The 23,588-nt window shown below is 63.1% G+C and carries 22 protein-coding genes and 1 pseudogene; 8 read left to right on the top strand and 15 right to left on the bottom strand.

Translation table 11 applies throughout. The features are described from left to right. Positions 1-248: 248 nt before the first annotated feature. Entirely contained in the window at positions 249-392 is a 144-nt protein-coding gene (locus tag ACCAA_RS11735; RefSeq protein ID WP_245754546.1) for a hypothetical protein, read from the top strand. Between the two features lie 94 nt (positions 393-486). Here ACCAA_RS11735 and ACCAA_RS11730 read toward each other — a convergent pair whose 3' ends face one another. Genes ACCAA_RS11730 through ACCAA_RS11710 form a run of 5 tightly spaced genes read right to left on the bottom strand, consistent with a single transcriptional unit; the run spans position 487 to position 8,618 of the window. Further along, entirely contained in the window at positions 487-1,335 is an 849-nt protein-coding gene (locus ACCAA_RS11730) for a hypothetical protein (protein ID WP_186407437.1), read from the bottom strand. Then, the gene (locus tag ACCAA_RS11725; RefSeq protein WP_186407436.1) at positions 1,332-2,099 is read right to left on the bottom strand and encodes a class I SAM-dependent methyltransferase; all 768 of its coding nucleotides are present in this window, start codon (positions 2,097-2,099) and stop codon (positions 1,332-1,334) included. Before ACCAA_RS11725 ends, ACCAA_RS11730 begins: the two co-directional genes overlap by 4 nt. After that, positions 2,096-5,968: an AMP-binding protein gene (locus tag ACCAA_RS11720; RefSeq protein WP_281193191.1), complete on the bottom strand. Its 3,873-nt coding sequence runs from the start codon at positions 5,966-5,968 to the stop codon at positions 2,096-2,098. The genes ACCAA_RS11725 and ACCAA_RS11720 overlap by 4 nt, the downstream gene beginning before the upstream one ends. Positions 5,969-5,985: 17 nt before the next feature. Continuing rightward, positions 5,986-7,800, bottom strand: a complete 1,815-nt coding sequence (asnB, locus tag ACCAA_RS11715) for an asparagine synthase (glutamine-hydrolyzing) (protein ID WP_186407434.1) — start codon at positions 7,798-7,800, stop codon at positions 5,986-5,988. After that, a complete protein-coding gene (locus ACCAA_RS11710) occupies positions 7,800-8,618 on the bottom strand; it encodes an alcohol dehydrogenase catalytic domain-containing protein (RefSeq protein ID WP_186407433.1) in 819 nt (272 codons plus the stop codon). Before ACCAA_RS11710 ends, asnB begins: the two co-directional genes overlap by 1 nt. A 430-nt stretch (positions 8,619-9,048) precedes the next feature. On the opposite strand from ACCAA_RS11710, the pseudogene ACCAA_RS22725 reads away from it, so the two are divergent. Beyond that, a pseudogene (locus tag ACCAA_RS22725) lies at positions 9,049-9,229 on the top strand (phosphoribosylformylglycinamidine synthase subunit PurQ); the annotation flags it as partial. A gap of 68 nt (positions 9,230-9,297) precedes the next feature. On the opposite strand, the gene ACCAA_RS11705 reads toward ACCAA_RS22725, so the two are convergent. The 7 genes from ACCAA_RS11705 to ACCAA_RS11675 form a co-directional block, all read right to left on the bottom strand. Then, positions 9,298-10,128 carry a peptidylprolyl isomerase gene (locus ACCAA_RS11705; protein WP_186407432.1) on the bottom strand — a complete coding sequence of 277 codons (831 nt, stop codon included), beginning with the start codon at positions 10,126-10,128 and terminating at the stop codon, positions 9,298-9,300. 47 nt (positions 10,129-10,175) lie between these two features. Next, a complete protein-coding gene (locus ACCAA_RS11700) occupies positions 10,176-10,493 on the bottom strand; it encodes a BolA family protein (protein WP_186407431.1) in 318 nt (105 codons plus the stop codon). Continuing rightward, positions 10,490-10,792, bottom strand: coding sequence for a YciI family protein (locus ACCAA_RS11695; protein ID WP_186407447.1), 303 nt, complete (start codon positions 10,790-10,792; stop codon positions 10,490-10,492). The genes ACCAA_RS11700 and ACCAA_RS11695 overlap by 4 nt, the downstream gene beginning before the upstream one ends. Further along, positions 10,792-11,325 (bottom strand): septation protein A, encoded by a 534-nt coding sequence (locus ACCAA_RS11690; RefSeq protein ID WP_186407430.1) that lies wholly within the window; start codon positions 11,323-11,325, stop codon positions 10,792-10,794. The genes ACCAA_RS11695 and ACCAA_RS11690 overlap by 1 nt, the downstream gene beginning before the upstream one ends. A gap of 145 nt (positions 11,326-11,470) precedes the next feature. Further along, positions 11,471-12,418, bottom strand: coding sequence for a DUF2950 domain-containing protein (locus tag ACCAA_RS11685; protein WP_186407429.1), 948 nt, complete (start codon positions 12,416-12,418; stop codon positions 11,471-11,473). Positions 12,419-12,455: 37 nt separating this feature from the next. Continuing rightward, a complete protein-coding gene (locus ACCAA_RS22480) occupies positions 12,456-13,874 on the bottom strand; it encodes a DUF3300 domain-containing protein (RefSeq protein ID WP_186407428.1) in 1,419 nt (472 codons plus the stop codon). A gap of 135 nt (positions 13,875-14,009) precedes the next feature. Continuing rightward, positions 14,010-14,252 carry a hypothetical protein gene (locus ACCAA_RS11675; protein WP_186407427.1) on the bottom strand — a complete coding sequence of 81 codons (243 nt, stop codon included), beginning with the start codon at positions 14,250-14,252 and terminating at the stop codon, positions 14,010-14,012. Positions 14,253-14,443: 191 nt separating this feature from the next. On the opposite strand from ACCAA_RS11675, the gene ACCAA_RS11670 reads away from it, so the two are divergent. Both ACCAA_RS11670 and ACCAA_RS11665 read left to right on the top strand, forming a co-directional pair. After that, positions 14,444-16,348 carry a GGDEF domain-containing response regulator gene (locus ACCAA_RS11670; protein WP_186407426.1) on the top strand — a complete coding sequence of 635 codons (1,905 nt, stop codon included), beginning with the start codon at positions 14,444-14,446 and terminating at the stop codon, positions 16,346-16,348. A 248-nt stretch (positions 16,349-16,596) separates the two neighbouring features. Next, complete coding sequence (locus ACCAA_RS11665) at positions 16,597-17,049, top strand: hypothetical protein (RefSeq protein ID WP_186407425.1); 453 nt, start codon at positions 16,597-16,599, stop codon at positions 17,047-17,049. A gap of 96 nt (positions 17,050-17,145) precedes the next feature. Here ACCAA_RS11665 and icd read toward each other — a convergent pair whose 3' ends face one another. Continuing rightward, positions 17,146-18,375 (bottom strand): NADP-dependent isocitrate dehydrogenase, encoded by a 1,230-nt coding sequence (gene icd, locus ACCAA_RS11660; protein WP_186407424.1) that lies wholly within the window; start codon positions 18,373-18,375, stop codon positions 17,146-17,148. 302 nt (positions 18,376-18,677) lie between these two features. On the opposite strand from icd, the gene aceK reads away from it, so the two are divergent. The 4 genes from aceK to ACCAA_RS11640 all read left to right on the top strand — a co-directional run bounded on the left by aceK (position 18,678) and on the right by ACCAA_RS11640 (position 22,636). Next, on the top strand, positions 18,678-20,450 hold the full coding sequence (gene aceK, locus ACCAA_RS11655; protein ID WP_186407423.1) for a bifunctional isocitrate dehydrogenase kinase/phosphatase: 1,773 nt from the start codon (positions 18,678-18,680) through the stop codon (positions 20,448-20,450). A 35-nt stretch (positions 20,451-20,485) separates the two neighbouring features. Further along, entirely contained in the window at positions 20,486-21,379 is an 894-nt protein-coding gene (locus ACCAA_RS11650; protein ID WP_186407422.1) for an SdiA-regulated domain-containing protein, read from the top strand. A 94-nt stretch (positions 21,380-21,473) separates the two neighbouring features. After that, a complete protein-coding gene (locus ACCAA_RS11645; RefSeq protein ID WP_186407421.1) occupies positions 21,474-22,034 on the top strand; it encodes a cob(I)yrinic acid a,c-diamide adenosyltransferase in 561 nt (186 codons plus the stop codon). Positions 22,035-22,078: 44 nt separating this feature from the next. Further along, positions 22,079-22,636, top strand: a complete 558-nt coding sequence (locus ACCAA_RS11640; protein WP_186407420.1) for a hypothetical protein — start codon at positions 22,079-22,081, stop codon at positions 22,634-22,636. 172 nt (positions 22,637-22,808) lie between these two features. On the opposite strand, the gene ACCAA_RS11635 is transcribed toward ACCAA_RS11640, so the two are convergent. Further along, positions 22,809-23,198, bottom strand: a complete 390-nt coding sequence (locus tag ACCAA_RS11635) for a type II toxin-antitoxin system death-on-curing family toxin (RefSeq protein ID WP_186407419.1) — start codon at positions 23,196-23,198, stop codon at positions 22,809-22,811. Further along, positions 23,195-23,422: an AbrB/MazE/SpoVT family DNA-binding domain-containing protein gene (locus ACCAA_RS11630; protein ID WP_186407418.1), complete on the bottom strand. Its 228-nt coding sequence runs from the start codon at positions 23,420-23,422 to the stop codon at positions 23,195-23,197. Before ACCAA_RS11630 ends, ACCAA_RS11635 begins: the two co-directional genes overlap by 4 nt. Between the last annotated feature and the right edge of the window lie 166 nt (positions 23,423-23,588).

Below are 23,588 nucleotides of genomic sequence, written 5' to 3'. Positions count from 1 at the left end.
AACCAGGATCCTTGGACTTTCCGTCCCCCATTGATAGCAGGCGCTATTGATCGGATTCCTTTCCGTGTTCGCGTATCAATAGAAGTTGTCCGTAGGATCAAGACATTGCCGTCATTGGTCGCCAAATCATCGCTCGCCGCCATGGGTTTCCTTTGATTTTCGGCCGCCCGTCCCGCATCGGCAGGGACCCACTTCGGCCAGCGCCGGCTACCCTGATCGCGGCGATCGGCCGACTGCTCGTGGCGGTCATGACCCCGCTCACACTGGAAGCGGCATTGGCTGTCCCGAAAGAACTGGAGAGTCGAAGCGAAGAGCGTGACCGCGTGCGCCGTCAAGCGATCGAGCGGGCGCGCTACGAGTCCGATCTGGCACGTCGCCGTTATATGTGTTGAGTTCTCGATCTTCAGCATCTTCGGTCCCTTTTGCTTGCCAGCGCGGCTGAATGGGCCCAGAGCGCGGAGTGCAAAAGCTCCGCGCTCTGCTTCTTTAGGCGCGCAGCGCCGCGGCGCAGTTGATGTAGTGTGGCAGGGCCGATCCGGTGGAGCGGTTGTCGACGTTGGGGGCGCCGCGTCCAGCTTCGTGGTCGTCGAGCTGGACGAGGCGGAAGTCGAGGCTGAAGCGGTTGCGGCCGCGGGACTGCGGCAGGGTCTGGTGCAAGTGGTGCCCAGCGAAAAGCAGCACCTGGTCGCGGCGACAGGAGAAACCGATCTTGGCCGCGTCTTCGGGCAAGGCTCCGGTAAGCTCGGGATATTGGGCGGTCAGGCCGTCGTCCTTGTGCTGCCAGCCGATCTTGAGGTTCCAGTCGCGTTCGACCCAGCGCTGGTAGTCGAAGATCTCGGAGTTGTTGGCCACCGCCTGGGTGAATTGCCCGGGGAAGAAGACGAACGTCTCTTCGCGCGGTAGATCGTCGAGGGGAATCCAACAGGTGATCAGCGATTGCGAATGGGAGTACCAGGTGTCGCGATGGGGGTAATACACCGCCTTGGCGCGGAGGTTCTGCTCGCCGTCGTGCAGGATGGCGCGCAGGCGCAGGGGGTCGCAGGCGCTGCGGGCGGGATCGAAACCGAGGCTGGCGACGAGCTGGGCGATGAGTCGCTGCGGTTCGGGTTGGAGGTAGAGCTCGCGACGCGAGAGGCCCATGCGGCCGAAGAAGACGTCGCCGTCGGCGCTGTGCTCGAGCGAGCGGTAATCGGCGCCGAAATGCTTGAGCAGAAGGCAGCGCACGGCGTGGCCGAGGGCGCGGCTGGCCACGTTGGCCTCGAGCAGGAAAACCTGGCCCTGGTAGAGGGATTGACGCAGTGCTTCATTGTCGGCGGGAGCCTGGTGGCGGATCATAAGGGCCTCCGGGCTTGCATGATGAGTCGCAGGCTGTCCATGCCGAGCGGCGAGCCGTTGAGTTCGCCCCAAATCGAAATGTCCACAAAGCCGCAGTCGCGGAGCATGGCGATGATCGTGTGCGGCAGGTAGAGGCGGGTGGAGCTGTGTTTGACTTGGCGGCGGCCATCGGGCAGGGTGTAGATCCAGTCCTTCAGCATCAGGCCGCGATCCCAGTCGAGGCGGGTGAGGCGCTCGAGATGGATCTCGCCCTCGGGTGTGGGGACACGGTTCTCCATGCGGGGACGGAAATGATGAAGGACGCCGGGCAGGTTGAGGGTGTCGAGCAGGAAAATCCCGCCGGGCTCGAGCGAGTCGAAGGCGCGCTGCAGCATCTGCTGATTCACCTCGTCGTCGTCGCTGTAGCCGAAGGAAGTCCACATGTTGATCACGGCCTGGCGTCGCGGCGTCGCCGACCAAAGGAGGGCGTCCTGCACCTGGAAGCGGACGCTCAGGCCTTCGGCGCGGGCCCGGGCTTCGGCCTTGGCGATGTAGCAGGCTGCGAGGTCGACCCCGAGCACCTCGCAGCCGAGGCGGGCGAGGGGCAGGCTGAGTCGGCCGTTGCCGCAGCATTGATCGAGGACCCGGGCGCCGGGAGCCAGCCCAAGCAAGCTCATCAGGGCGCGAGCCTGGGCGAGATTGTCCTGCTCCGAGCCCGAGTTGAGGAGGACGGCCTCGATGGTTTCGTCGTAGAAGTCGTGCCACCAGGGCAGCGAGATGTTCATGTCGGATCTCCTTGCGGCGAGAAATACTCTTGAATCGCGGCGATGGCATTTTGCAGCCGCGCTTCGCCGTGGCCGCTGACGAGGCGCCAAGGGCGTCCGGCGGCGTCGAGACGGCCTCGGCAGGCATCGAGGAAGGGCTGGCGGTCATCGGGGAGGTAACGCACCGGATCGGCGACCCAGGGGAGGTCGGTATCGCAGAGCAGGGTGAGTTCACAGGCGGGCTTGGTGGCGAGGTCTTCAAGGACCGGGTCGCGGCGGCCGAAAAGGCGTTCCTGCCAGATGCAGGTGCTGAGGCCGTCGGTGTCGCAGAAGAGCCAGCGTCCGGCCCTGTGTTCGAGGCGCTCTTGTTGGGCGATCTGGCCGCGGGCGATGAGCGGCATATCGGCTTCCATCGGCTCGCGGCCAAGGGCTTCGAGATAGCTGCGGGCGAATTCGGGGACGCAGCTGCCGCCGAAGTGCGCCGCGAGCTGGGCGCAGAGCGTGCTCTTGCCGCAGGATTCAGGACCGAAGAGGCAGATGCGACGGCGGTAATAGACTTGCACTGGCGGCGGCAGGAAGGCCCATTGGGCGCGGGGATCATGACGCACCGCGGTGCCGCTGACCGGGAAGGTCTGACGGGGCAGGTCGCAGGGGATGAATTCGGCTCCGAGGACGGCAGCCAGCCGCGTGCCGTAGCTCTCGGAGGCGAAGACGAAGTCCACCGGCTCGGGTAAGATGCCTTTGAGGCTGCGTTCCCAGATGCCCCAGAAGTCAGGATGCTCCTCCGGCTGCTGCGGATTTTCGTCCGTGAGGTGCAGGACGACACAGTCGGGGCAGAGTGCACGCATCCATGCGGCGCGGAGCTCGCCGGGAATCGGTTCGGCCTTCAGTGTGCCGACGACGACGTAAAGACGGTCGACGCGGCGGCGGGCGAAGTCGACAAGGTGGAGATGACCGCGATGAGGAGGCAGGAATTTGCCGAGCACCAAACCGACCTTGTCCTGCGGCCGAGGCTTTTGCGCTTGCCGCAAATAGGCGAAGATCTGGTCGCGATTCGGCTCTGGCAGCTGAGCGTCGCTGAACTGAAAGCCGCTGGCGAGAAAGAGGTCGTGCGCCCGTCCTTGATCTTGTCGGCAAGAGAAGAGGCCGTTGAGCGCCGGCAGCAGTGGCGAGCCGTTCTGGGCTTGGCGCCAAGAGTCGAGATCGAGGCCAGGACGCCCCGCAAATTCGCAGCTCCAGGCGCAGAGCTGGCGCAGCGACAGATGGCGCTGCGGCGCGAGATGGAAACAGAGGGCGGGAAGATCATCACAGATGATGCGGACCATCGCCGCCGCATTGGCTTCGAGAGGGGAGACCGCCAGTTCCAGATAGGCGGGCACGGTCTCGGGATCGAGCGGCTGGCGAACCAGGGCCTGCAGCATCCAGGTGAAGAAGTCCTGACGCGGCAGGGCGTCGCGACTGGCGGCGCCGCCGATGAGGGCGGGACGCAGCAGGCGCAGGCCGCGGTCGAAACCGATGAGCCGACGCAGTCCCAGCTCTGCGGCAAGCTTGGTTTGAGCGTAGGCGCCGGCGATGTTGCCACTCGGCTGAGTGTCTTCCGTGATTGACCCGGGAGGGGTGTCGGAGCAGACAAAGACGGCGAGGGTGGAGATGAAATGGAAACGACGTCCGGAGCCGGCGAGATAGAGACGGGCGAGTTCTCCGGTTGCGCCCACATTGATTCTTGCGAGTTCCGCAAGAGAGCGGCTCGAACTGAGCTCAGCGGCGGCGTGGACGAAAATTTCGGCCGCGAGGATCTTCTGGCGAGCGGCCTCGCTGAGGCCAAGGTCTTCTTTGGTCAAGTCGCCTTGAATCACCTCGATGCGTTCGAAGTCGGGCTTCAGTCCGCCTGCCTGGGCGACTTGTCGGAGGCGCGTCGCCTCGCCGCGCAGAAGCAGCAGGAATCGTGTTTGTGGCAGGCGCTGCTGCAATTGGCAAAGCAGCTCGAGCCCAAGGAAGCCGCTGGCACCAGTGAGGAAGAGGGCGCTGAAAGCCAGGGCTGCCGCAGAGTCATCATCCTGAATGCCTGCCGTGGCTTGACCCCTTGCGGGTCGCACAGGGTAGTCCAGGGTCGAGACGCATCGGCGAAGACCCTGGGGTGGCATCTCCCGTATTTCGCCGACCCCTTGCGGGTCGCGCAGCGTGAGTTCGGGCTCTGTGCGACCCGCAAGGGGTCGGGAAATCATCCTTCTTGCTGACCCCGGGTCGAAACAACCCTGGGCTACCACGTGCGCTCCGCAAGGGGTCGAAAGCAAAGCAAAATCGAGATCTTCCAAACTCATCAGTGTCGCGGTTCTTTTGAGCTCGGCAAGAGGCAGGTTCTGCATCAGGTCTTCGGGAGCCCAATACATCCCGGCGGACTGGAGCTTGGCCGCGAGTTCGAAGGCGCCCAGCGAGTCGAGCCCCTGGTGGCGCAGGGGCAGATCGGGATCCACGCCATAACCGAGGAAAGCTTCCGCCAGGGATCGAAGCGACGTCTGCTGGTTGCGGGGCGGCAGCCCAGGGTTTTCTTCCCTTTGCTCGGGAGTCAGTTGGGGATAATCGATCTTGCCGCTGCTGCTGCGGGGCAGTTGCGGCAGGCGCAGGAATTTGGGCGGGATCATCCACTCGGGCAGAAGTCGTTGCAGGCCGCAGCGCAGATCTGCGGTCGCCGCAAGGCCGCTGTAGGCGCAAGCCAAGCGACGGCCGTGCAGGAAAACCGCCGCTTCGGTGACCCCGGGCAGACGCAGCAGCGCCGACTCCACTTCGGCGCATTCGACGAGCTGGCCGCGCACCTTGACTTGACGGTCGATGCGGCCGAGAAAGCGCCAGTCACCCCGACGGTTTTCGACCCGATCGCCGCTGCGATAGAAACGCCGCCCTTCGAGCTCGATGAACTTGGCGGCATTAAGATCCGGCTGCTGCCAGTAGCCAAGGGCGAGACAGGGGCCGCCGATGAGCAGCTCGGCGGTGTCTGGATCGAGGCGGAACTCGGCACCGTCGAGCGGTTGGCCGATGTCGCCTTCGCACCAATCCGGAGTGCAGCGGATCAAGCTGCAGCAGATGCTCGCTTCGGTCGGGCCGTAGAGGTTGAAGAGGCGGACGCGTTGGCACCAATTCCGCACCGTCTCTTGCGGGCAGATCTCGCCGCCGAATCCAAGGGTCAGCAGGCACTCGGGAGCGTCTTCGGGCGACAGCAGGCGCAGCAGCGAGGGAGGGATGTCGAGGTAGCTGATGCGGTGTTCAGCCAGGGTGCCGAGGAGTCGTTCAGGGCTCAGTTCGCAGGGCGGGGCGATGACCAGGGTGGCGCCGCTGAGCAGGGCGGTGAAGATGTCCGACTGCGAGGCGTCGACAAGCGGCGACAACATCCACAGGCAGCGGCTGCCCGGCCCGAGCTCGAAGGCGGCGATCTGCTGATGGATCACCGCCGGCAATCCGCCGTGGCCGACGCTGACGCCCTTGGGTTGGCCGCTGGAGCCCGAGGTGTAGATCAGCCAGGCTTCCGGGGAAAAGGTTGAAAGGTCAGAAGGTTGAAAGGTTGAAGGGTTCACCGACGGGACCAGGCTGAAGTGGTTGCATTCATCAAGTCCGATGAGCGCGCCAAGCTCGGCCTCTTCAAGAATGAAGCGCCGCCGTTCTTCCGGCAGGCCGTGAATCGGGACGAAGCTGGAGCCGCAGCGCCAGGCCGCGAGAATGGCAACGACGAAGGCGGTGGAGCGGGGGAGATCCAGAGCGATGCGGACTCCGCAAAGCTGCTGGCGCCGCAGTTCCGTCGCGAGGACTGCGACCTGATTGCCGAGCTCGGCATACTTGAGAATGCGCCCGGCCTCGTCGATCGCCGGGGCCTGCGGTCGAAGGCGGCATTGCTCCAGAACGAAATCGAGAAGTTCTATCGCTGCATTCCTTGTTCGAGGGCGACGCTGGAGAGGAAGAGGAACAGCGGCGGTTCCCAGCGTTTGAGTTCGGCTTCGCTCATCGTCGGCAGGGCCTCGATCACGCGACCCAGGCGCCGAGGGCAGTAGTGAGTTGGGCAGTGGCCGAGGCTGTCGCGCAGGAGGGCGAGCAGGGGCGGCTGGGCGATCACCGGCGGGGCCATGAAGGGGTGTTTGCGGCGCACGCGAACTTCCTCTGGAATCAGGCCGCGCAGGGCTTGGCGGAGGAGGAATTTCTCTTGACCGTCGCGGATGAGCTGGTCTTCGCGCAAGGTGGCGGCGAAGTCGCAGAGCCGGTGATCGAGAAACGGGACGCGGCCCTCGATGCTGTGTGGCATTTCGCAGCCGTCGCCAAGGGTCCGCAGGATGTATTGCGGCAGTGCGCTCTTGATCCAGTGAAATAGGCTGAGATCAAGCTCACTGCGGCCTTTTGCGGCGGCCGCAAAACCGGGCTGACGGATGGCGTCGAGGAAGGGGTCGCTTGCGGCGAACTGGGCGAGGAAATCGGGTGCCAGCAGCGACTGGTGGGCGAGGCCGAGGGCGGCCTTGGCGGCGAAGAAGGCGGGGATGCGGCCCAGCTCCGATAACACCGCGGCGAGCGACAGGCCCTGACCGGCGGCGTGCATGATGCCTCGGACCGCGGCGTCTTGGCGCCCGGCAATCAAGAAGGGATAACCGGCGAAAAGTTCATCGGCTCCTTCGCCGCTGAGGGCGAGCTTGTGTCCGGCGCGGCGGATGGCCGCGTTGAGGAGGAATTTGGCGCTGTGGTGACCGTTGATGCCCAGTCCTTCGGAGCTGACAACGGCGTCGGCCAGGGACGCGGCGATAGCTTTGGCGTCGACCCGCACTTCCTGAAGCGGCAGGCCGAGGAATGCCGCCGTCGCCCGAGCCTGTTCGAGTTCATCGTAGGCGCTGCCGGGGTAGCTGACGGTGAAGAGCCGGCAGTCGGAGCCTGCGGCCGCGGCAAGGCAGGCGATGGCGGTGGAATCGAGGCCACCGCTGAGGTGGATCGCCGCGGCGTGCGGGGTCCGCAAACGCAGGGACACGGCCTCTTGCACCTGCTGGCGCAAGAGCTCGGCGGCCTCAGCGTCGGAACGGTTTTGTGCTTGACGTAAAGGCATCTCCCAATAAGGGCGTTCCGTCCAGCTGCGGTCGCGGAGATCGACCTCAAGGAAGTGAGCAGGATGGACCATTGAGATGCCGGCGAAGAGGCTGCGGTCGAGGTTGTGGTATTGCCGCGAGGCCGCTTGGAAAAGGCTGGTTGGATCCCACTCAAGTGGAAATCCGAGGGCGCGGATCGCCTTCACTTCCGAGCTGAAGATGAGGGACCTGGGGTCGCTGCGGAAATACAGGGGTTTGATGCCAAAGCGGTCGCGCACCGCGTAAAGCCGGTTCTTGCGCAGATCGCAGAGGACGAAGGCGAACTCGCCGCGCAGGGCGGTGAAGCCATCGAGGCCGCGACGGGCGTAGAGGTGCAGCAGCAGCTCCGAGTCGAGCTCAGTGCGGAAGTGGCATCCCTGAACCTGCAGCTCGCGGCGGAGCTCTTCGTGACCGTAGAACTCGCCGTTGACCACCGCGACCAGACCGAGCTCGTCGTTGATCAGCGGTTGTGCCACTGGAAGCGCCGTCGCCAGACTGAGCAGGGTGTGTCCGAGGAAGAGCCCGGGCTGCGACCATTGGCCGCGTCCTTGGGGGCCGCGATGCTGAAGCGCCTCAAGCGCCGCATCGGTGTCGGGCGGGATTCCTCCGGCGATGGCGAGGAGGCCGCACATCAGGAGAACTTGACGATGAGTTTGTGGCTTTCGTTGTCGCGACTGATGAGCTTGGGCAGTTCGGCGGCGGCACGCGGCGGCGCCAGCAATGGCGACAGGTCGAGTCCGGCTAGAAGTTCCAGCGCCTGATCGAAGGGCAGGTAACGCCGGGCTTCAAATTTGAGTTCGCGTTCGATCAGGAGATTGAGAGGCAGTTCGATCTTGCCGGGGTGACGACTCTTGAGGATCAGGCTGCCGCCGGGGCGCAGGAGTTCGAGCGCCCTTTGCAGAGCGGCGGGACGCGGATCGGTTTCGATCACCCAGTCGCAGGAGCCGGCTTCGGGGTCTTCTAGGGGCTCGAAACCGCAGTGGCGGAGGATAGCTTCGCACAAGGCGCGGATGCGTCCCTGTCCCGCCACCGCAACGCGACCGTGCAGAGGCGAGAGGAGGATGGCGCCGCAGGCCGCGACTGGTTCCGCCGCGGCTGCCTTGAGCAGGTCCAGTTCCGGTGGCAAGACCAGAACACAGGCCTCGGGGACGGCGATGGTTTCGGCGAAGCAGCCGGGGCGATTGATACCGAGGAAGCTGCCATCGGGCAGTAGCGGGTTGACCGCCACCGGAGTGCCGGCCGGCCAGTATGCGGAGGACAAAACCTCAGCACTGCATTCGTGTCCGAGAATCGAGCCGTCGCGCGGCCCATAGAGCCCTAACATCACCTGCCGGTCGCTGCGGCAGATGCCGGCGAAACGAACGCGCAGCAGCGCTTCGCCTGGGCCGGGAATCGGTTCCGGAACTTCGGTCGGACATAGCCGGCCCGCAGTGCAAATCCAGGCTTTCATGGGGGCTCCTGGGTGGGCTTGAGTGTTGAAGCCAGTGACGACCTCGTCGACTCGGTAATTTTCTACTTGAGCAAGACTGAGGATTCACAGAAGCCATCAATCGCCACTGCATGGAGGATGCCGAGTCAGGGAGTATGCGTGCCCTGCCAAACGAATACCTCGCCCCCCTGGGCGAAATGTCGCTCTCGATACTTTAGCAAAGCGTGAAGTTCCTCCCGCATTCCGCCGCCATAACGCAGCAAGAGCTTGGCGCCAACGCCCCCGCTTGGATTCAGACTCCCAATGGCGGAACGGATCAGCATCCGCAGGGAGCTCGAGCAGATTGCCGTGGTGGAAGTGCCGTTTCAAAGGACAAGAAATCCAACGGCACCAACGAAAGTATATGAGCTCCCGTGAAGCGGCGTCAATCGCGGATGGGGTCCCACAGCCCTCGATCCTGATGCCGCACCCGGAACGGGTCTTTCGCAGGGCAGATGTCGTGGCACCCGGCCGACTGGGAGTCGCACGGCTGGCATGATTCGCCTTGGCTGCGGATGTTCCGCAATGCGCGGCAGTGGGTGGGGTCGCGCGGAACCGGCCACGGTTGCTGCACGCTCTTGGCCGGCGACTGACGATCGCACGCAAGAAAATGGCGCCGGTATTCTACCGGCGCCATCTGCTGCCTTGAGCCGAGGTCGGCTCAGTCCACCTTTGCCTTGGCGCGCAGGTCGCCGACGAACTTCTGGAGCTGCTCCTGCTGCAGGCGCTGCGTCAGTTGCGGCTTGATCTGGTCGAGCGGTGGCGGGGTCAGCGGGCGGCTGTCCTCGACCAGGATGACGTGATAGCCGAAATCGGTCTTCACCGGAGTTTCCGTATACTTGCCCTTGGCCAGACCGGCGACGGCATCACCAAACGGCTTCACGTAACCCGCCGTGCTGTTCCAGCCGAGGTCGCCACCCTTCTCGCGCGAACCGGGATCCTTGGACTGCTTGGCCAGTTCCTCGAACTTGGTGCCCTTCTTCAGGTTGACGATGATCGCCTTGGCATCGTCTTCCTTTTCGACCAGAATATGCCGCACCTTGTACTCGGTGCTGCCCATCTGGGTCTTCATCCGCTCGTAAGCGGCTTTCAGTTGCTCATCGCTGATCGGGTGCTTCTTGATGAAGTCCTGCACGAAGGCACGGATGAAAATCGCCTGCCGTGCCAGATCGGCCTGTGCGATGACATCGGGTTTCTTGTCGAGGCCCAGCTTCTTCGCTTCCTGAACCAGCAACTCGCGCCGGATCAGTTCTTCACGAACGGCATTCTTGAGTTCCGGACTGTCGGGAGCGCCCTGCGCCTGCTGCTCGGCGACAAACGCGTTGGCCACCGATTGCGGAATGGCGACCCCGTTGACGGTGGCGACAGCGCCAGCAGCAGGCGCACCAGCGCTGGCCGCTGTTGCGCTCTTGGCCTTGTCGGCGGCGACCGCCGGTAACGAGATCAGTGCGCCGAACAGCAGTGCGCTGGCCAGCTTGGAGAGCTTGTACATGTCTGATTTTCCTTCTGTGGTGGGGGAATGGGGTAGAGCGGGTTGAATCAGGAAGCGGGCGAAGCCGTTGTCGGGGTTTCTTCGGGGGCCAGTGGTCTTATGCTGATCGCATGAATCCTGCTCTGCAGCAGATCGCCAAGTGCCTCGTGAACCAGGCGGTGCCGGGCCAGAGACGCCTGGCCGGCGAAAGCGGCCGCGACGATCAGCAGACTGTAATGCCTGCCACCGCCTCGCGCGCCTGCGTGGCCCGCGTGCCTGGCCGAGTCGTCGATCAGTTCCAGGCGAATTGGCGAGAGCAGCGCCAGGCGTTGGCGAACGATTGCTTCGATATTGGCAACATCCCCGGCGACTGGCGGTTCACTCACGCCGGCAGCACTTTCTTGAATGGCTTGACGGTGACTTTCTCGTACACCTGAGCAGCGACGTAGGGATCGGCGTCAGCCCAGGCTTGCGCAGCTTCGAGCGAGGCGAACTCGGCAACGATCAGGCTGCCCGAGAAACCCGCCGGCCCCGGATCAGCGGAGTCGATCGACGGGAAGGGGCCGGCAAGCAGCAGGCGCCCCTCGTTGAGTAGCGCCTTGAGACGCTCGACATGCGCCGGCCGCGCGGCGAGACGTTCGGCAAGCGAGTCCGGGCGATCGTCGCCGACGATGACGTAGAGCATCATTTGTTCTCCTCAAGGTATTTCGAGAGCAGCAAGCCCTGGGCAAGCACGAAAACCAGCATCAGCCCGGTCGCGCCAAACAGTTTGAAGTTGACCCAGTCGTCGGTCGAAAAGTTGAGCGCGACGAACAGGTTGATGATCCCCATGAAAATGAAGAACACGATCCATGCCCAGTTGAGCTTGTTCCAGGCGGCGTCGGGGAGTTCCATCTGCTCGGCGAGGAGGACACGAATCAGGTTTTTCTTCATGAACAGCGCGCCGCCGAGCAGTGCCGCAGCGAACGCCCAGTAGAGCACCGTCGGCTTCCACTTGATGAACGTCTCGTCCTGCAGCAGGAGGGTCATGCCGCCAAAAACCGTGATGATCACCAGGCTGACCCAGAGCATGGTGTCGATCTTGCGGCCCCTGAACCACAGCCAGCCGATCTGGGCAAAGGTCGCCGCCATGGCCGCGCCGGTCGCGGCGTAGATGCCGGCAAACTTGTAGGCGATGAAAAAGAGGATGACAGGGAAGAGGTCGAAGAGAAACTTCATGGCAGGCGCCGTGTACAGATCATGCGATTATGGCCGATTTGACGGGATGGTGTCCATGGCCAGTTTTTTTGACATCGCTCACCGACCGCGTGAAGGGCCTGCAGCGGCAGGGTGCCGGGCAGGGATCTGCCCGGCAGACAGAGGACTACTCGGCTTTCGTCCAGCTTGAATCTGGCAGGAAACTGCCTATCCGCAGCGCCTTGGCCTCGGTGGCTTTGCCCAGGTTCTTCTGGTAGACCGTCCCGTCGTGATTGACCATGAAAGTCATGACGCCCGAGACACCGTACCTGGCGGGATAGGCCATGACGGCAAAGCCACCAATCAACCGGTCTTTGACCAGATAACTGTAGGCACCTCCCGGCGCGTCCTTGCCCTGCCCGGTCAGCATCCGGTAGTGGTATCCGTGATACGGCGCCGGCGCAACGCTGGCCGTCTTGCTGCCATAGCCCTCGCGCGCCGCAGCGCTGACCAGAGGCCCCAGGGGGCTGGGCGGCTCGTCGCCCTGGACCGGCCAGAAGAGGCCGTCTTTCTTGCCCTTGCTCGACACGAAGCGCTGGGCGTAGTCCGGCGATCCATTGCCATCCGGGTCAGCGGCGGCATACTCGCGCTGCGCATCGACGATGGCCAGCAGGGTCTGGATCGCACCAAGCTCATTGCGGCCGATGCGCCGGTTGATGATTTCCTCGCGGCCAGCGGCGGCGTCGAAAACCCAGCCCTTGCCTTTGCGCACCACGGGTGCCGGGAAGGGCCAGTCACCCTCGCCGACAAGCAGGACTGCCCGGTCGTCCGTTACCTTGCTGATACTGTGCTTCTGGTCGTAGGCGGCGAGGAATTTCCGCCAGTCGTCGCGATCGGCCACCGCGTCGCCACTCGACAGCCAGGTTCTCGATGCTGGACCGACCACCGCCAGCAGCGCGTGCACGTCCTGTTCACGAACGGCTTCAGCGAGCGCGCTGGCGGCGTCTTCAGGCGTCGCAAAGGTCTTGTGAACGGTAGCCTGTGCAGCCGGCGCCGGCGGCGCCGCATCGACCGCCGGCGTCAGGCCGATCAACAGGGCGACAGCGAGCGTTTTTATCGTGTTTTTCAGGGTCATCGTAGTCTTCTCCGCAGAAAGTGGTGGGCAGGCGAGGTTAACGGCCACGGCCGCCGCCTCCACCCCCACGCCCGCCACCGCCGCCGAAACCTCCGCCGCCACCTCCCCGTCCCCCCCCACCTCCGAAGCCTGCACCGCCACCTCCCCGGCTGGCGCCACCGCCTCCGCCAGCGAAGCTTGAACCAGCGCCTCCCCGATTACCCATCGCCGCGCGGCTGCCGCTGCCGCGCTGACTGGCCTCACGCGTGGACGCACCATTGCCAATGCCGGAGAAGCCACCGCCAGCCGAGCGGTCGTGCGTTCCGCCGGAACGATTTCCGCCACCGTCGACCCGGTCACGCCCCGCTGAGCCGGCACCACGATCGGCGCCCTGCATGCGATTGCTCACCTCGCCCCGCCCCGCGTCGCCACGGCCGGCATCACCGCGGCCCACATCGCCACGGCCCCCCAGATTTTCCCGCGACCCGCGATCGGCGTCCTTGACGCGGTTGTTCAGTTCACTGCGATCCATGCCCTTGAGTTCCGAGCGCCCGGTCTCGGCACGACCGCGGAAATCCTCGCGGGCCTTGGCCGCCTGCGCATTGCCACCACGGTTGTACTGGTTGGCAACGTTCTGATCGCGATAGGCCACGCCGCGGCGGTGATCAACATTGTGATTCCAGTTGCTGTTGCTGATATTGGTGCGATTGAACGAGTTGTAGCGATTGACATTGACGTTGACATTGCTGCGGCCCCAGCCCCAACTGCAGGCGCCCCAGATCGCCGCGCCGACGAGGACGCCGGTTGCGAAGACGAGGCCGGGGGGATAGACATAGGCCGGCGGGTAGACAGCATACGGTGGGGTCGGATACCACCAGTTGCCGTACACGACCGTCGGATTGTAGGTCGGCACATACACCACTTCCGGCTGGGCGGGTTCAACGACGTAAATCGTCTGACTGCCCTGCGTCTGGGTCTTCACCACCTGCTGGGGCGTGGACTTTAGATTGCCCGCTGCATCGGCCCTCGCCCGCAGGGCCTGCACCGTGTTCATTACACCCTCCTGCTGCGCCAGGAAGGCGTCGCCGAGCTTCTGCGTCCAGTCGAGATTCTCGTTCATCTGCTGCAACACCTGCGGCACCGCGGTCAGCGATCTGACTGCCGGATCCCAGGACTGCCTGGCCATCGCATCCTCGAGAGCCTTTCCGTTGATCTTGGGATTGGCCTTGACCCAGCGCGCCGCCTCGACGACTTCGAGCGGGTAGGTCGAGGCCATCAGAATCTGCGCCAGCAGCGGGTCGGGATATAGCGCGATCGGCGCCAGTAGCCGATCGAGGTCTTGCTGCGAGAAGGTGCGCGCCGCGGCCGAAGTGGCACCGGGCGTCGACATGGGTGGGGGCTGCTGTGCCGCAGCGGGCGACAAGGCGAAGATCAATGCCGCGAGCAGAGCACTGGTTCGGGAAGGTGTTGATTTCATCAAGCATCCTCGGACACAAAAAATCACCAAAAAATCGCTGGCCGCAAACGACAGAACGGCGCCAGAATGCGCTAGGCAGTCCACCGAGAGGCCGTCAGCATAGGTGGCAGAGGGCATGTCTGGCAAGTGGATTCTTTATGCTGCCACGCGACCCCGTTTTACGCCGTCGAGCAAGCGTTCACGCGCGGCGATGGATCGCTTCGTGTTGACGATGTCTTCGCGCTGTCTTGCCTCAAGCGCTTTGGGATCACCGAAATCAAGATCTATAAGCGCTTTGGTGGTCAGTTGGCCGTTGGCACCAACGATACGGCAATCGTCCGTGGTACGATTGCCCTTGCCGATGGGCTGGGCATGACTGTCGTCGCAGAGAGGGGGCATACGGAGGCTCGGTTGGCGTGTTTCTTGAGGGGCATCGTTGCCATGTCGCGCAGGGCTTTGTTCACGCCGTCCCTGCGCGCCGATGGGGCCGGACAGTGACTCGGCACTCCCGTCGTCGCCTGCTATCGGGGCCTTTGAGCAAGGCACTGTGAATCATTCATGCAACACACCCAAGACAGCCGTGGACAAACATGACCAAGGTCGACCATCTGCGCATAAGTGGCCAACTCCCCAGCCCGAAAGGCGTGGCGTTGGCCATCATGGAGATCACTCGCCGCGACGATGCGACCCTGGACGAGTTGGCCAGGGCCGTGCAGAGCGATCCCGCCCTGGCCAGCCGGCTGTTGCGCCTGGCCAATGCAGCGGCCCGCGCCAGCGGCCGGCCCGTGGCCTCGGTCAACGAGGCGGTGCTGCGCCTGGGCATGGCCACGGTGCGTCAATTGGCCATTGGGTTTTCGCTGGTCGACCAGTATCGCGACGGCGCCTGCGCCGCCTTCGACTATCCGGGCTTCTGGTCGCACTCCCTGTTCATGGCGGTAGCCAGTCAGGAGCTGGGCAGGATGGTACGGGTCGGCTCACCTGAGGATCTGTTCGCCTGCGGACTTCTGGCGCAGATCGGCCGCCTGGCGCTGATCACGGCCTACCCCGTCGACTATGCGGCCCTGCTGGAACGGCAAGACGGCGGTGTGGTGCTCATCGAACTGGAACGTCAGCATCTGGGGACAGATCGCCGCGAACTCACCGCCGTCATCATGGCCGACTGCGGAATTCCCACGGCTCTTGCGGAGCCCGTCAGTCACCACGACGATCCTGATGCCTCCGGTTTTTCGGAAGGCTCCCGGCCCTATCAGTTGGCCCACCTGTTCTTTCAGGCGCGACGAATGGCTGACCTCGGCCTGTCGCCGGCGACCGAGCGCTATGGCAGCATCTCTGAACTCATGCGCCTGGGCAGCAAGATCGGTCTCGATGCCAGCGCCCTGGGAGAGGTGTTCGACCGCGTCGTTGCGCAATGGCACGAGTGGGCCGAGGTGCTCAAGGTGCCTGCCGGCGATCTCCCTTCCTTCGAGGCCATGGCCGAGGCCCCGGCTTCCCGCCCCGGGCACGAGAGCAAGGCGGCCCGCACGCGCACGCGAGTCTTGCTGGTCGAGGACGATTCGACGACCCGAATGATGACCGAGGAGGTGCTCTCCCGGATCCTCGGCTGCACGGTGCACGTGGCCGAGAATGGCAGGGATGCCTTGCCCCTGGCGCTGGAGGTCACGCCACAGATCGTCATCACCGACTGGCTGATGCCGGTCATGGACGGCATTGAGTTGTGCAGCGCGCTACGGGCCACCGACTGGGGCCAGTCCATGTACGTCATCATGCTGGCGGGCGAGGAGACTGAGGAGAAGATCATCGAGGCTTTCGAAGCCGGCGTCGACGATTACCTGATCAAGCCAGTGAATGTCCGCGCACTGACCGCTCGCATGCGAGCGGCCCAGCATTACGTGAAGCTGCTCGAGGCCTGGGAGGGCGACCGGGCGCAACTCAAGGCGTTCGCGACCGAACTGGCGACCAGCAACCGGCGGCTGGAGCATGCGGCAATGACCGACCTGCTGACCGATCTGCCCAATCGAAGGGCCGGCATGGAGGCGCTGACCAGGTTCTGGAGCGCCTCGCTGCGCACCGGTCAGCCGGTGGCGGCACTGATGATCGATATCGATTTCTTCAAGGCTATCAACGACCGGCATGGCCACGCCGTCGGCGACCGGGTATTGCAGGAAGTGGCCAAGGCTATCCAGGCCGCCGCGCGCAAGGACGACAGCGTCAGTCGGCTGGGTGGCGAGGAGTTTCTGCTGGTCTGCCACAACGCCGACCCCAGGTCCGGCCTGCTGGCCGCCGAGCGTCTGCGCAAGATGGTCAAGGCCCTGAAGATCGGCATTGGCGGTGTGGACATCCAGACCACGGTCAGCATCGGCGTGGCCAACCGGGCAAGCTGCATTGAGAATGAAGACGATTTGCTCAAGGCTGCGGACAAAGCCCTCTACGCCGCCAAGAACGCTGGTCGCGACCGGGTTTGCCTGTTTGCCAACGGCAAGACCCATTGCGCGTGAAGGCAGCGACCAGCATATCGCCAGCCAAATTGCCCAGGGGGTCGAGCAAATTGCCCAGATGGCCGAAGGCAAGCACTCGGCCTCGCAGAGCACGGAGCAGTCGGCGCATGCGCTGCGTGACCTGGCAACGACTCTCGAGCAGGCACTCGGCCGCTTTCGCGCCGTCTGATCTGTCATCCCCGGTGATGCGTGAGCGGACAGTCCGCGATACAATCCCAGTTCTGTTCAACCACGTGGAGAGAATCATCATGCTCAGAAGAATTACGGGAGTCATTGCCCTGACGACCTTGTTCCTCACCGCTCCGGGTTTCGCCGGTGCCGCGCAACACGCTGCTGCCGCCAAGCCAGATGCGACGATCGCCTTCTCCGGCGGCTCGGTGGCCGTCGGGATCGGCTACACCTGGGGCGGCGGCGACGTCAAGTACAAGGGCAAGACCTACAAAATCAAGATCGACGGACTGTCAGCCGGTGAGATAGGTGGCGCCAAGATCAGGGCCAAGGGCACGGTCTACAACCTCAAGCAAATCGAGGACATCGAGGGGACCTTCCTTTCGGGTGCCGCGGGCGGCACGCTGGTTGGCGGTGGCACCCGGGCGACGATGAAGAACGAAAAGGGCGTCGAGATGAAGATCGAGACGACGGCCAAGGGCCTGAGCCTGAAGCTCGCCGCCGAAGGCGTGAAGGTCACGCTGGAGAAGTGATCGGCAGTGCCGTCGGGGAGTCGCTGGCGGCAACCGTCGACAAAAGAAAGCCCCCTTTCGGGGGCTTTTTCATGGCGGCCACTGAAACCTGCAGTCCTACATCCGTTCAATCATCGCGTTGCCGAACTCCGAGCACGACACCTCGGTAGCGCCGTCCATCAGGCGCGCGAAGTCATAGGTCACGACCTTGTCGCCGATCGCCGCTTCCATCGCCTTGACGATCAGGTCGGCCGCTTCGATCCAGCCCAGATGACGGAGCATCATTTCGGCCGACAGGATCAGCGAACCGGGGTTCACCTTATCCAGTCCGGCGTACTTCGGCGCCGTGCCGTGCGTTGCTTCGAAGCAGGCGTAGTGATCGGAAATGTTGGCGCCCGGAGCGATGCCGATGCCGCCCACCTGCGCCGCCAGCGCGTCGGAAATGTAATCGCCGTTCAGATTGGTGGTGCAGATCACGTCGTATTCTGCCGGGCGCAGCAGAATCTGCTGCAGGAAGGCGTCGGCGATCGAGTCCTTGATGATGATGCCATTGGGCAGCTTGAGCCACGGTCCGCCGTCGATCTCGACGCCACCGAATTCGTCCTTGGCCAGCGCATACGACCAGTCACGGAAAGCACCTTCGGTGAACTTCATGATGTTGCCCTTGTGCACGATGGTCACCGAGCGGCGGTTGTTGGCGATCGCGTACTTGATCGCCGCGCGTACCAGGCGCTCGGTGCCGTCCTTGGAGATCGGCTTGATGCCGATTCCCGACGTTTCCGGGAAGCGGATCTTCTTGACCCCCATCTCCTCCTGCAGGAACTTGACGACCTTCTTGCATTCGTCGGACCCGGCGAGCCACTCGATGCCGGCGTAGATGTCCTCGGTGTTCTCGCGGAAGATGATCATGTTGGTCTTCGACGGATCCTTGAGCGGCGAAGGGACGCCGCGGAAGTACTGGATTGGCCGGACGCACTGGTAGAGGTCGAGTTCCTGACGCAGGGCGACGTTCAGCGAACGGATGCCGCCACCGATCGGCGTCGTCATCGGGCCTTTGATCGAAACGGAGTACTCCTTGAGCGTATCGAGCGTCTCGGTCGACAACCACACGTCGGAGCCGTACATCTGGGTAGACTTTTCGCCGGCGTAGACTTCCATCCAGTGGATTTTCTTGCTGCCGCCGTAGGCCTTGGCCACCGCCGCGTCGACGACCTTGATCATCACCGGCGTGATGTCGACGCCGATGCCGTCGCCTTCGATGAACGGGATGATCGGGTTATCGGGAAAAGCTTGCCCCGGTACGATTTTCTGGCCGCCTTGCGGTACTTTGATCAGACTTGCGCTCATGCCAATTCCTCATAGTGTGGTTGTAGCCGATTCGGGTGTCAGCGCCGGTGCTTTACCGCTCCACGCGCTGGCTCAGGACCTGCAGATCGGACGATGCTGCATACGTGGGCACGAGGGATCTGTCCGAAGCAAACTCTCCTGCGGCACCGCCCGCGATTATGTCGCAAATCCGGGTGATCTGCCAGAGTATCGAGGGTCGGGAAAGTGCGCCGAACTTCGGCCATCGGAGCGCTGCTCGCGCTACTGCGGCGCAGCACGGCGGGTGCTACAATCGCTCCACGTCTTGTCGTCGACCTTTCCCCATGGATATCTCCACTGTTGAAAACGTGCTGGCCCGCCGCATTGCCGAGGCGATGATCGATGGCTTCAACCGCCACTATCGGCTGATCCGCCACTACGGCCAGCAGGCCAGGGTGCTGTTCGAGGCGGCTGACTGGAAGGGCGTCCATAATGCCGTTCGCGAGCGAATTCGCTCCTACGACGATCGTGTCAGCGAGACCGCCAAGTTTCTGGCGGCCAGTTTTGGCGCTGCTTCGCTCGATGATGCCACCTGGCAGCAACTCAAGCTGCTCTACATCGGCCAACTGATCAACCACAAACAGCCCGAACTCGCCGAGACCTTCTTCAACTCGGTGTGCTCGAAGATCCTGCACCGAACGTATTTCAACAACGACTACATCTTTGCTCGCCCGGCGGTGTCGACCGAGTATATCCAGTCGTATCCGCCGACCTACCGCAGCTACTATCCGGCGCAGCACGGCATGCGCCAAACGATCAGGCAGATCGTCGTCGACTTCGACTGGCAACGACCCTTCGAGGACCTCGACCGGGACGTCGCGTACATCATGCGCACCGCCAGCAAACGTTTCGGTGGCTGGCCAAAAGCAGAGGCCAACGCACAGATCCAGGTTCTGCACTCGGCTTTCTACCGCAACAAGGGCGCCTACCTTTTTGGCAAGGCGATCAACGGCCATCGCGAGTATGCCTTTGCCGTCCCGGTGTTGCACACCCCCGAAGGCCAACTGGTACTCGACACGATCCTGCTCGACAACTGGTTGATCAGCGTCCTGTTCTCGCTGTCGCGCGCCTATTTCATGGTCGATATGGAAGTTCCCTCGGGCTATGTGCAGTTCTTGCGCAGCCTCATGCCGAGCAAGCCGACCTCGGAGCTGTACACCATGCTGGGCCTCGGCAAACAGGGCAAGACGCTGTTTTTCCGTGACTTGAAGCATCATCTTCGGCATTCCCAGGACCAGTTCATCATCGCCCCGGGAATTGCCGGCCTGGTCATGCTGGTGTTCACGCTGCCGTCGTACCCCTACGTTTTCAAAATGATCAAGGATGTTTTCGGGGCTTCGAAGGAAATGGACCGGGCGACGGTCAAGCGCAAATATCTGCTGGTGAAACAGGTGGACCGGGTTGGCCGCATGGCCGACACGCTCGAGTTCTCGCACGTCGCCTTGCCCAGGAAACGTTTCTCGGCCGAACTCCTCGCCGCGCTGAACTCGCTGGCCCCGTCGCTGATCGAGGAGGAGGGCGAAGATCTGGTGATCAAGCACCTGTACATCGAACGCCGCCTGACACCACTCAATATGTATCTCGACACCGCTACTCCTGCGGAGATCGATCACGCCGTTCTCGAATACGGCAACGCGATCAAGGAACTGGCCTGCGCCAACATCTTTCCGGGCGACATGCTGTGGAAGAACTTCGGCGTCACCCGCTACAACCGCGTCGTGTTTTACGACTACGACGAAATCGAGTACATGACCGACACCCACTTCCGCATCATTCCGGAAGCACCGTACCCGGAAATGGAGATGGCCAGCGAGCCCTGGTACTCGGTGGGCAGGCACGATGTCTTCCCGGAGGAATTCGCCCGCTTCCTGCTCGGCTCGCCGAAGGTACGGTCGGCTTTTCTCAAATACCATCGCGCGCTGTTGAACGTGAAATTCTGGCAGACCGCGCAGGAGCAGATCCGCGCCGGTCACGTCGAGGATTTCTTTCCTTACCCCGAGGAGTTGCGTTTCTGCCATAGCTTTGCTGCCAACCGGCTTGACGCCGCGGCGGGTTAAGGTTTCTGGTCGTCAGCCTCTTTCCTTTCCCGCCCATGTCGCGAACCATTCGTCTCTGGGGATTGCTGGCCCTGTTGATACTGTCCGCCGGTGCTGCCCATTTCATGCGCCTGGATACGCGCGCGCTGCTCTGGCTGGCGGAATCGCGCAGCACGGCCGAAGAGCGGGCGGGCGGCCTGTGGTTGCCGGGTTACCAGGCGGTGTTACAGATCGCCATACCGGGGTTCGAGAAGGAGGAGTTTTCCGACCTGGCTTACAACCCGGCGACCGGTACGCTGTTTACCGTCAGTGGCAAGCAGCCGTTGCTGATCGAACTGTCGCGTGAGGGTAAGGTCTTGCGCAGCATCCCAGTGATTGGCGCGTCCAACCTGGAGGGCGTGGCGGTGCTCGAAGGCGGTTGCATGGCGATTACTGACGAGCGCCAGCACAAATTGTCGATCTTTCGCATCGCTGCCGATACCAGGGAGTTGCGTACCGAGCAGTTCGTCCAGCAGGTCGACCTCGGCCATGCCGAGGACCCGAACAAGGGCTTCGAGGGACTGGCCTGGGATAAACGTCATCAGCGCCTGCTGTTGGGCAAGGAGAAATATCCGGTGATGCTTTATGGCCTGGCGTCGGATGGTTGCCGAGTGAGCGGCGAGTTGCAGGAACTGACTGATCTGGGCGACATCATGACCGATCTGGCAGCGCTCACGGTCGATCCGCGCAGCGGCCATATCCTGGCGCTGTCGCAAGAGTCGCATCTGGTGGTCGAGCTGAACGCCGCCTACCAGCCGCGCAGCTTCATCGCCCTGCTGCGCGGCCTGAATGGCCTCGATCATTACATCCCGCAGGCCGAAGGGGTGGCGCTGGACGAGATGGGTGATCTGTATCTGGTCAGTGAGCACAACCTGTTCTACGTCTTTCGCAAGGTGTCGGCCGGCCACTAGTCCCGGCAACTGGCACCGGCAATTACGCCGGGACGGACGGGGTACAGGAGTTCCTTCGGCTATAATCGGGCTTCTTTTGATCAGGAAATCCACCATGGGCAACCGTCTATCGAAAATCGTCACACGCACCGGCGATGCCGGAACGACCGGCCTCGGCGACGGCACTCGGGTGGCCAAAGACAGCTTGCGCGTCGAGACCATAGGGCAGGTCGACGAACTCAACTCGACGATCGGTCTCTTGCTCACCGAAGAAATGCCGGACGAAATCCGGCAGGCGCTGACCGGAATTCAGCATGACCTTTTCGATCTCGGCGGCGAATTGTGTATTCCGGGAATGGACATGATCAGCGATGCGCAGGTCGTCCGCCTCGAGGACCTGGTCGAACAGTTCAACGCGGATCTCGCTCCGCTCAAGGATTTCATTCTGCCTGGCGGTACGCGTGCCGCTGCTATCGCGCATGTGGCGCGTACCGTCTGCCGCCGCGCCGAGCGCCAGATCGTGCACCTGGCAAGCACCGAAACGGTCTCCGGTTTTGCCCGCAAGTATCTCAATCGACTGTCGGATCTGCTGTTTGTCCTGGGTCGTGCGCTGAACAGTGCCGGCGGCCGCGGCGACGTGCTGTGGGTGCAGGGGAAGAACCGCGGCGGCGAGTGAGCGCCCTTATGACGAGCAATGATCATCCTTGATGGAGTGTCGCCATGGCGATCAGCATTACGGTCATCACCACTGCCAACCGGGCACGGCGCTTCATGCAGACCGACGCCGCGTGCATCGAGCCGATTCTCGAAAGCCTCAAGCGCAGCAGCCAGATTTTCTCCGGCAAGCCGCTGATCATTGCTTCGGCGGGTCACACGGAGGTCTTCTCGCCAGGGTCGATCGCTTGCCTGGAAGTCGAAGCCAGCCGCGATTTGAGCGACTACCTGCCAAGCTTCTTGAACCTGACGCTGACCGCGTTGTCGCCCGAGCAGCTTGCGGCGCCGTTTGCCGGCGGGGCGGGAGGCGAGCAGGTCAAGGCGCGGATCGACTTCTTCTTTGCCGGTGGCCACGTCCTTTACACCCACGCTGAAGGGGTTCGCGAGGCGGCGCTGGCCGAGCGGCTGATGAACCTGACGAGTCTCTTCGAACGCCCGGCGATCAACTATCACCTGGCGGGGGGCGGCATCGGCCTGATGAATCCGCATGCCCTGACGCGCTTTGTGATCACTCCCGGCGTGCCCGACCTGCCGCGTGACGCCTGGGTGGCGGACCTGGCGTAGGACGCGGGTAGACGTTCATGAAGTTCGTAGGGCGCAACAACCGCGCAGGGCATTGCGCCAAGTGTCAAACGCCGCATTGCTTGCCTGATGCCTGATAGCGGTCCACTCTGGCGTTTGCTATCTGGTGCAATGCGCTTCGCTTATTGCACCCTACGTGCTGCTTGCATCCGCGTCAGGCGTGTGGGCTATTTGCACGCAGGAAATCCGCGTAGCCCGTTTCATCGAGCATGCCGGCCGCCAACTTCAGAATGGCTTGAGTGGCATCCTCTTCGCTGGCTGTGAAGCGATAGCCATTCAGTTCGAGAAACAGGATGCCGATCACAAAGCCGGTGCGCTTGTTGCCATCGATGAAGGGGTGATTGCGCACGATGCCTGCTGTGTAGGCTGTCGCCAGGTCGATGATGTCTGGCGCAGCCGCATAAGCTTCAACCTGTTGTGGTCTGGCGAGGGCGGATTTCAACAAGGTGTCGTCGCGCACTCCCGCCGCGCCGCCGTGCAGGGCGAGCAGTCGATCATGCAAGGCGAGCGCGTCTCGCTCCTCTATCCAGAGTGGTTCGCTCACCTGGCGAGGACATGCAGCGTATTGCGATAGCGCTCGATAATCTCTTCGGCCTTCGCCATTTTTTCTGCAAAGACCGGATCATAAGGTGTCAGCCGGTAGCCACCGTCGGGCGCTTCGATCAGGAACAGCGCTTGTCCGTCTTTCATCTGCAGGCGGTTGATGATCTCCTTCGGCAGGACTACACCGAGCGAGTTGCCAAATTTGCGGACCTTGAGTTCGACCAATGCGAGAACCTCCTTTGTGATTACTATTGTAGTAACGCTTGATTTGCCTGGCAAGCTTGCCGTTGTCACGGCCAATCAACTCGTAGCTCGTTTGGCGCAATTACCCGAGGGCCTTGCGCCAAACGCCACATTGCTCGCCTGATGCCTGATCGCGGTGGACTCTGGC

Origin of the sequence: Candidatus Accumulibacter aalborgensis, from assembly GCF_900089955.1 — a bacterium.
GTDB lineage: Bacteria > Pseudomonadota > Gammaproteobacteria > Burkholderiales > Rhodocyclaceae > Accumulibacter > Accumulibacter aalborgensis.
Note: the sequence above shows the minus strand (reverse complement) of the source record. Positions and strands in the feature narration are given on the sequence as shown.

Bases quoted from the DNA above. Each gene is read 5' to 3' on its own strand.
- ACCAA_RS11725 (WP_186407436.1), bottom strand. From the start codon at position 2,099: ATGAACATCTCGCTGCCCTGGTGGCACGACTTCTACGACGAAACCATC.
- ACCAA_RS11705 (WP_186407432.1), bottom strand. From the start codon at position 10,128: ATGTACAAGCTCTCCAAGCTGGCCAGCGCACTGCTGTTCGGCGCACTG.
- ACCAA_RS11690 (WP_186407430.1), bottom strand. From the start codon at position 11,325: ATGAAGTTTCTCTTCGACCTCTTCCCTGTCATCCTCTTTTTCATCGCC.
- ACCAA_RS11695 (WP_186407447.1), bottom strand. From the start codon at position 10,792: ATGCTCTACGTCATCGTCGGCGACGATCGCCCGGACTCGCTTGCCGAA.
- ACCAA_RS11710 (WP_186407433.1), bottom strand. From the start codon at position 8,618: ATGAAAGCCTGGATTTGCACTGCGGGCCGGCTATGTCCGACCGAAGTT.
- ACCAA_RS11735 (WP_245754546.1), top strand. From the start codon at position 249: ATGACCCCGCTCACACTGGAAGCGGCATTGGCTGTCCCGAAAGAACTG.
- aceK (WP_186407423.1), top strand. From the start codon at position 18,678: ATGGATATCTCCACTGTTGAAAACGTGCTGGCCCGCCGCATTGCCGAG.
- ACCAA_RS22480 (WP_186407428.1), bottom strand. From the start codon at position 13,874: ATGAAATCAACACCTTCCCGAACCAGTGCTCTGCTCGCGGCATTGATC.
- ACCAA_RS11685 (WP_186407429.1), bottom strand. From the start codon at position 12,418: ATGACCCTGAAAAACACGATAAAAACGCTCGCTGTCGCCCTGTTGATC.
- icd (WP_186407424.1), bottom strand. From the start codon at position 18,375: ATGAGCGCAAGTCTGATCAAAGTACCGCAAGGCGGCCAGAAAATCGTA.
- ACCAA_RS11665 (WP_186407425.1), top strand. From the start codon at position 16,597: ATGCTCAGAAGAATTACGGGAGTCATTGCCCTGACGACCTTGTTCCTC.
- ACCAA_RS11640 (WP_186407420.1), top strand. From the start codon at position 22,079: ATGGCGATCAGCATTACGGTCATCACCACTGCCAACCGGGCACGGCGC.
- asnB (WP_186407434.1), bottom strand. From the start codon at position 7,800: ATGTGCGGCCTCCTCGCCATCGCCGGAGGAATCCCGCCCGACACCGAT.
- ACCAA_RS11675 (WP_186407427.1), bottom strand. From the start codon at position 14,252: ATGCCCCCTCTCTGCGACGACAGTCATGCCCAGCCCATCGGCAAGGGC.
- ACCAA_RS11730 (WP_186407437.1), bottom strand. From the start codon at position 1,335: ATGATCCGCCACCAGGCTCCCGCCGACAATGAAGCACTGCGTCAATCC.
- ACCAA_RS11650 (WP_186407422.1), top strand. From the start codon at position 20,486: ATGTCGCGAACCATTCGTCTCTGGGGATTGCTGGCCCTGTTGATACTG.
- ACCAA_RS11645 (WP_186407421.1), top strand. From the start codon at position 21,474: ATGGGCAACCGTCTATCGAAAATCGTCACACGCACCGGCGATGCCGGA.
- ACCAA_RS11670 (WP_186407426.1), top strand. From the start codon at position 14,444: ATGACCAAGGTCGACCATCTGCGCATAAGTGGCCAACTCCCCAGCCCG.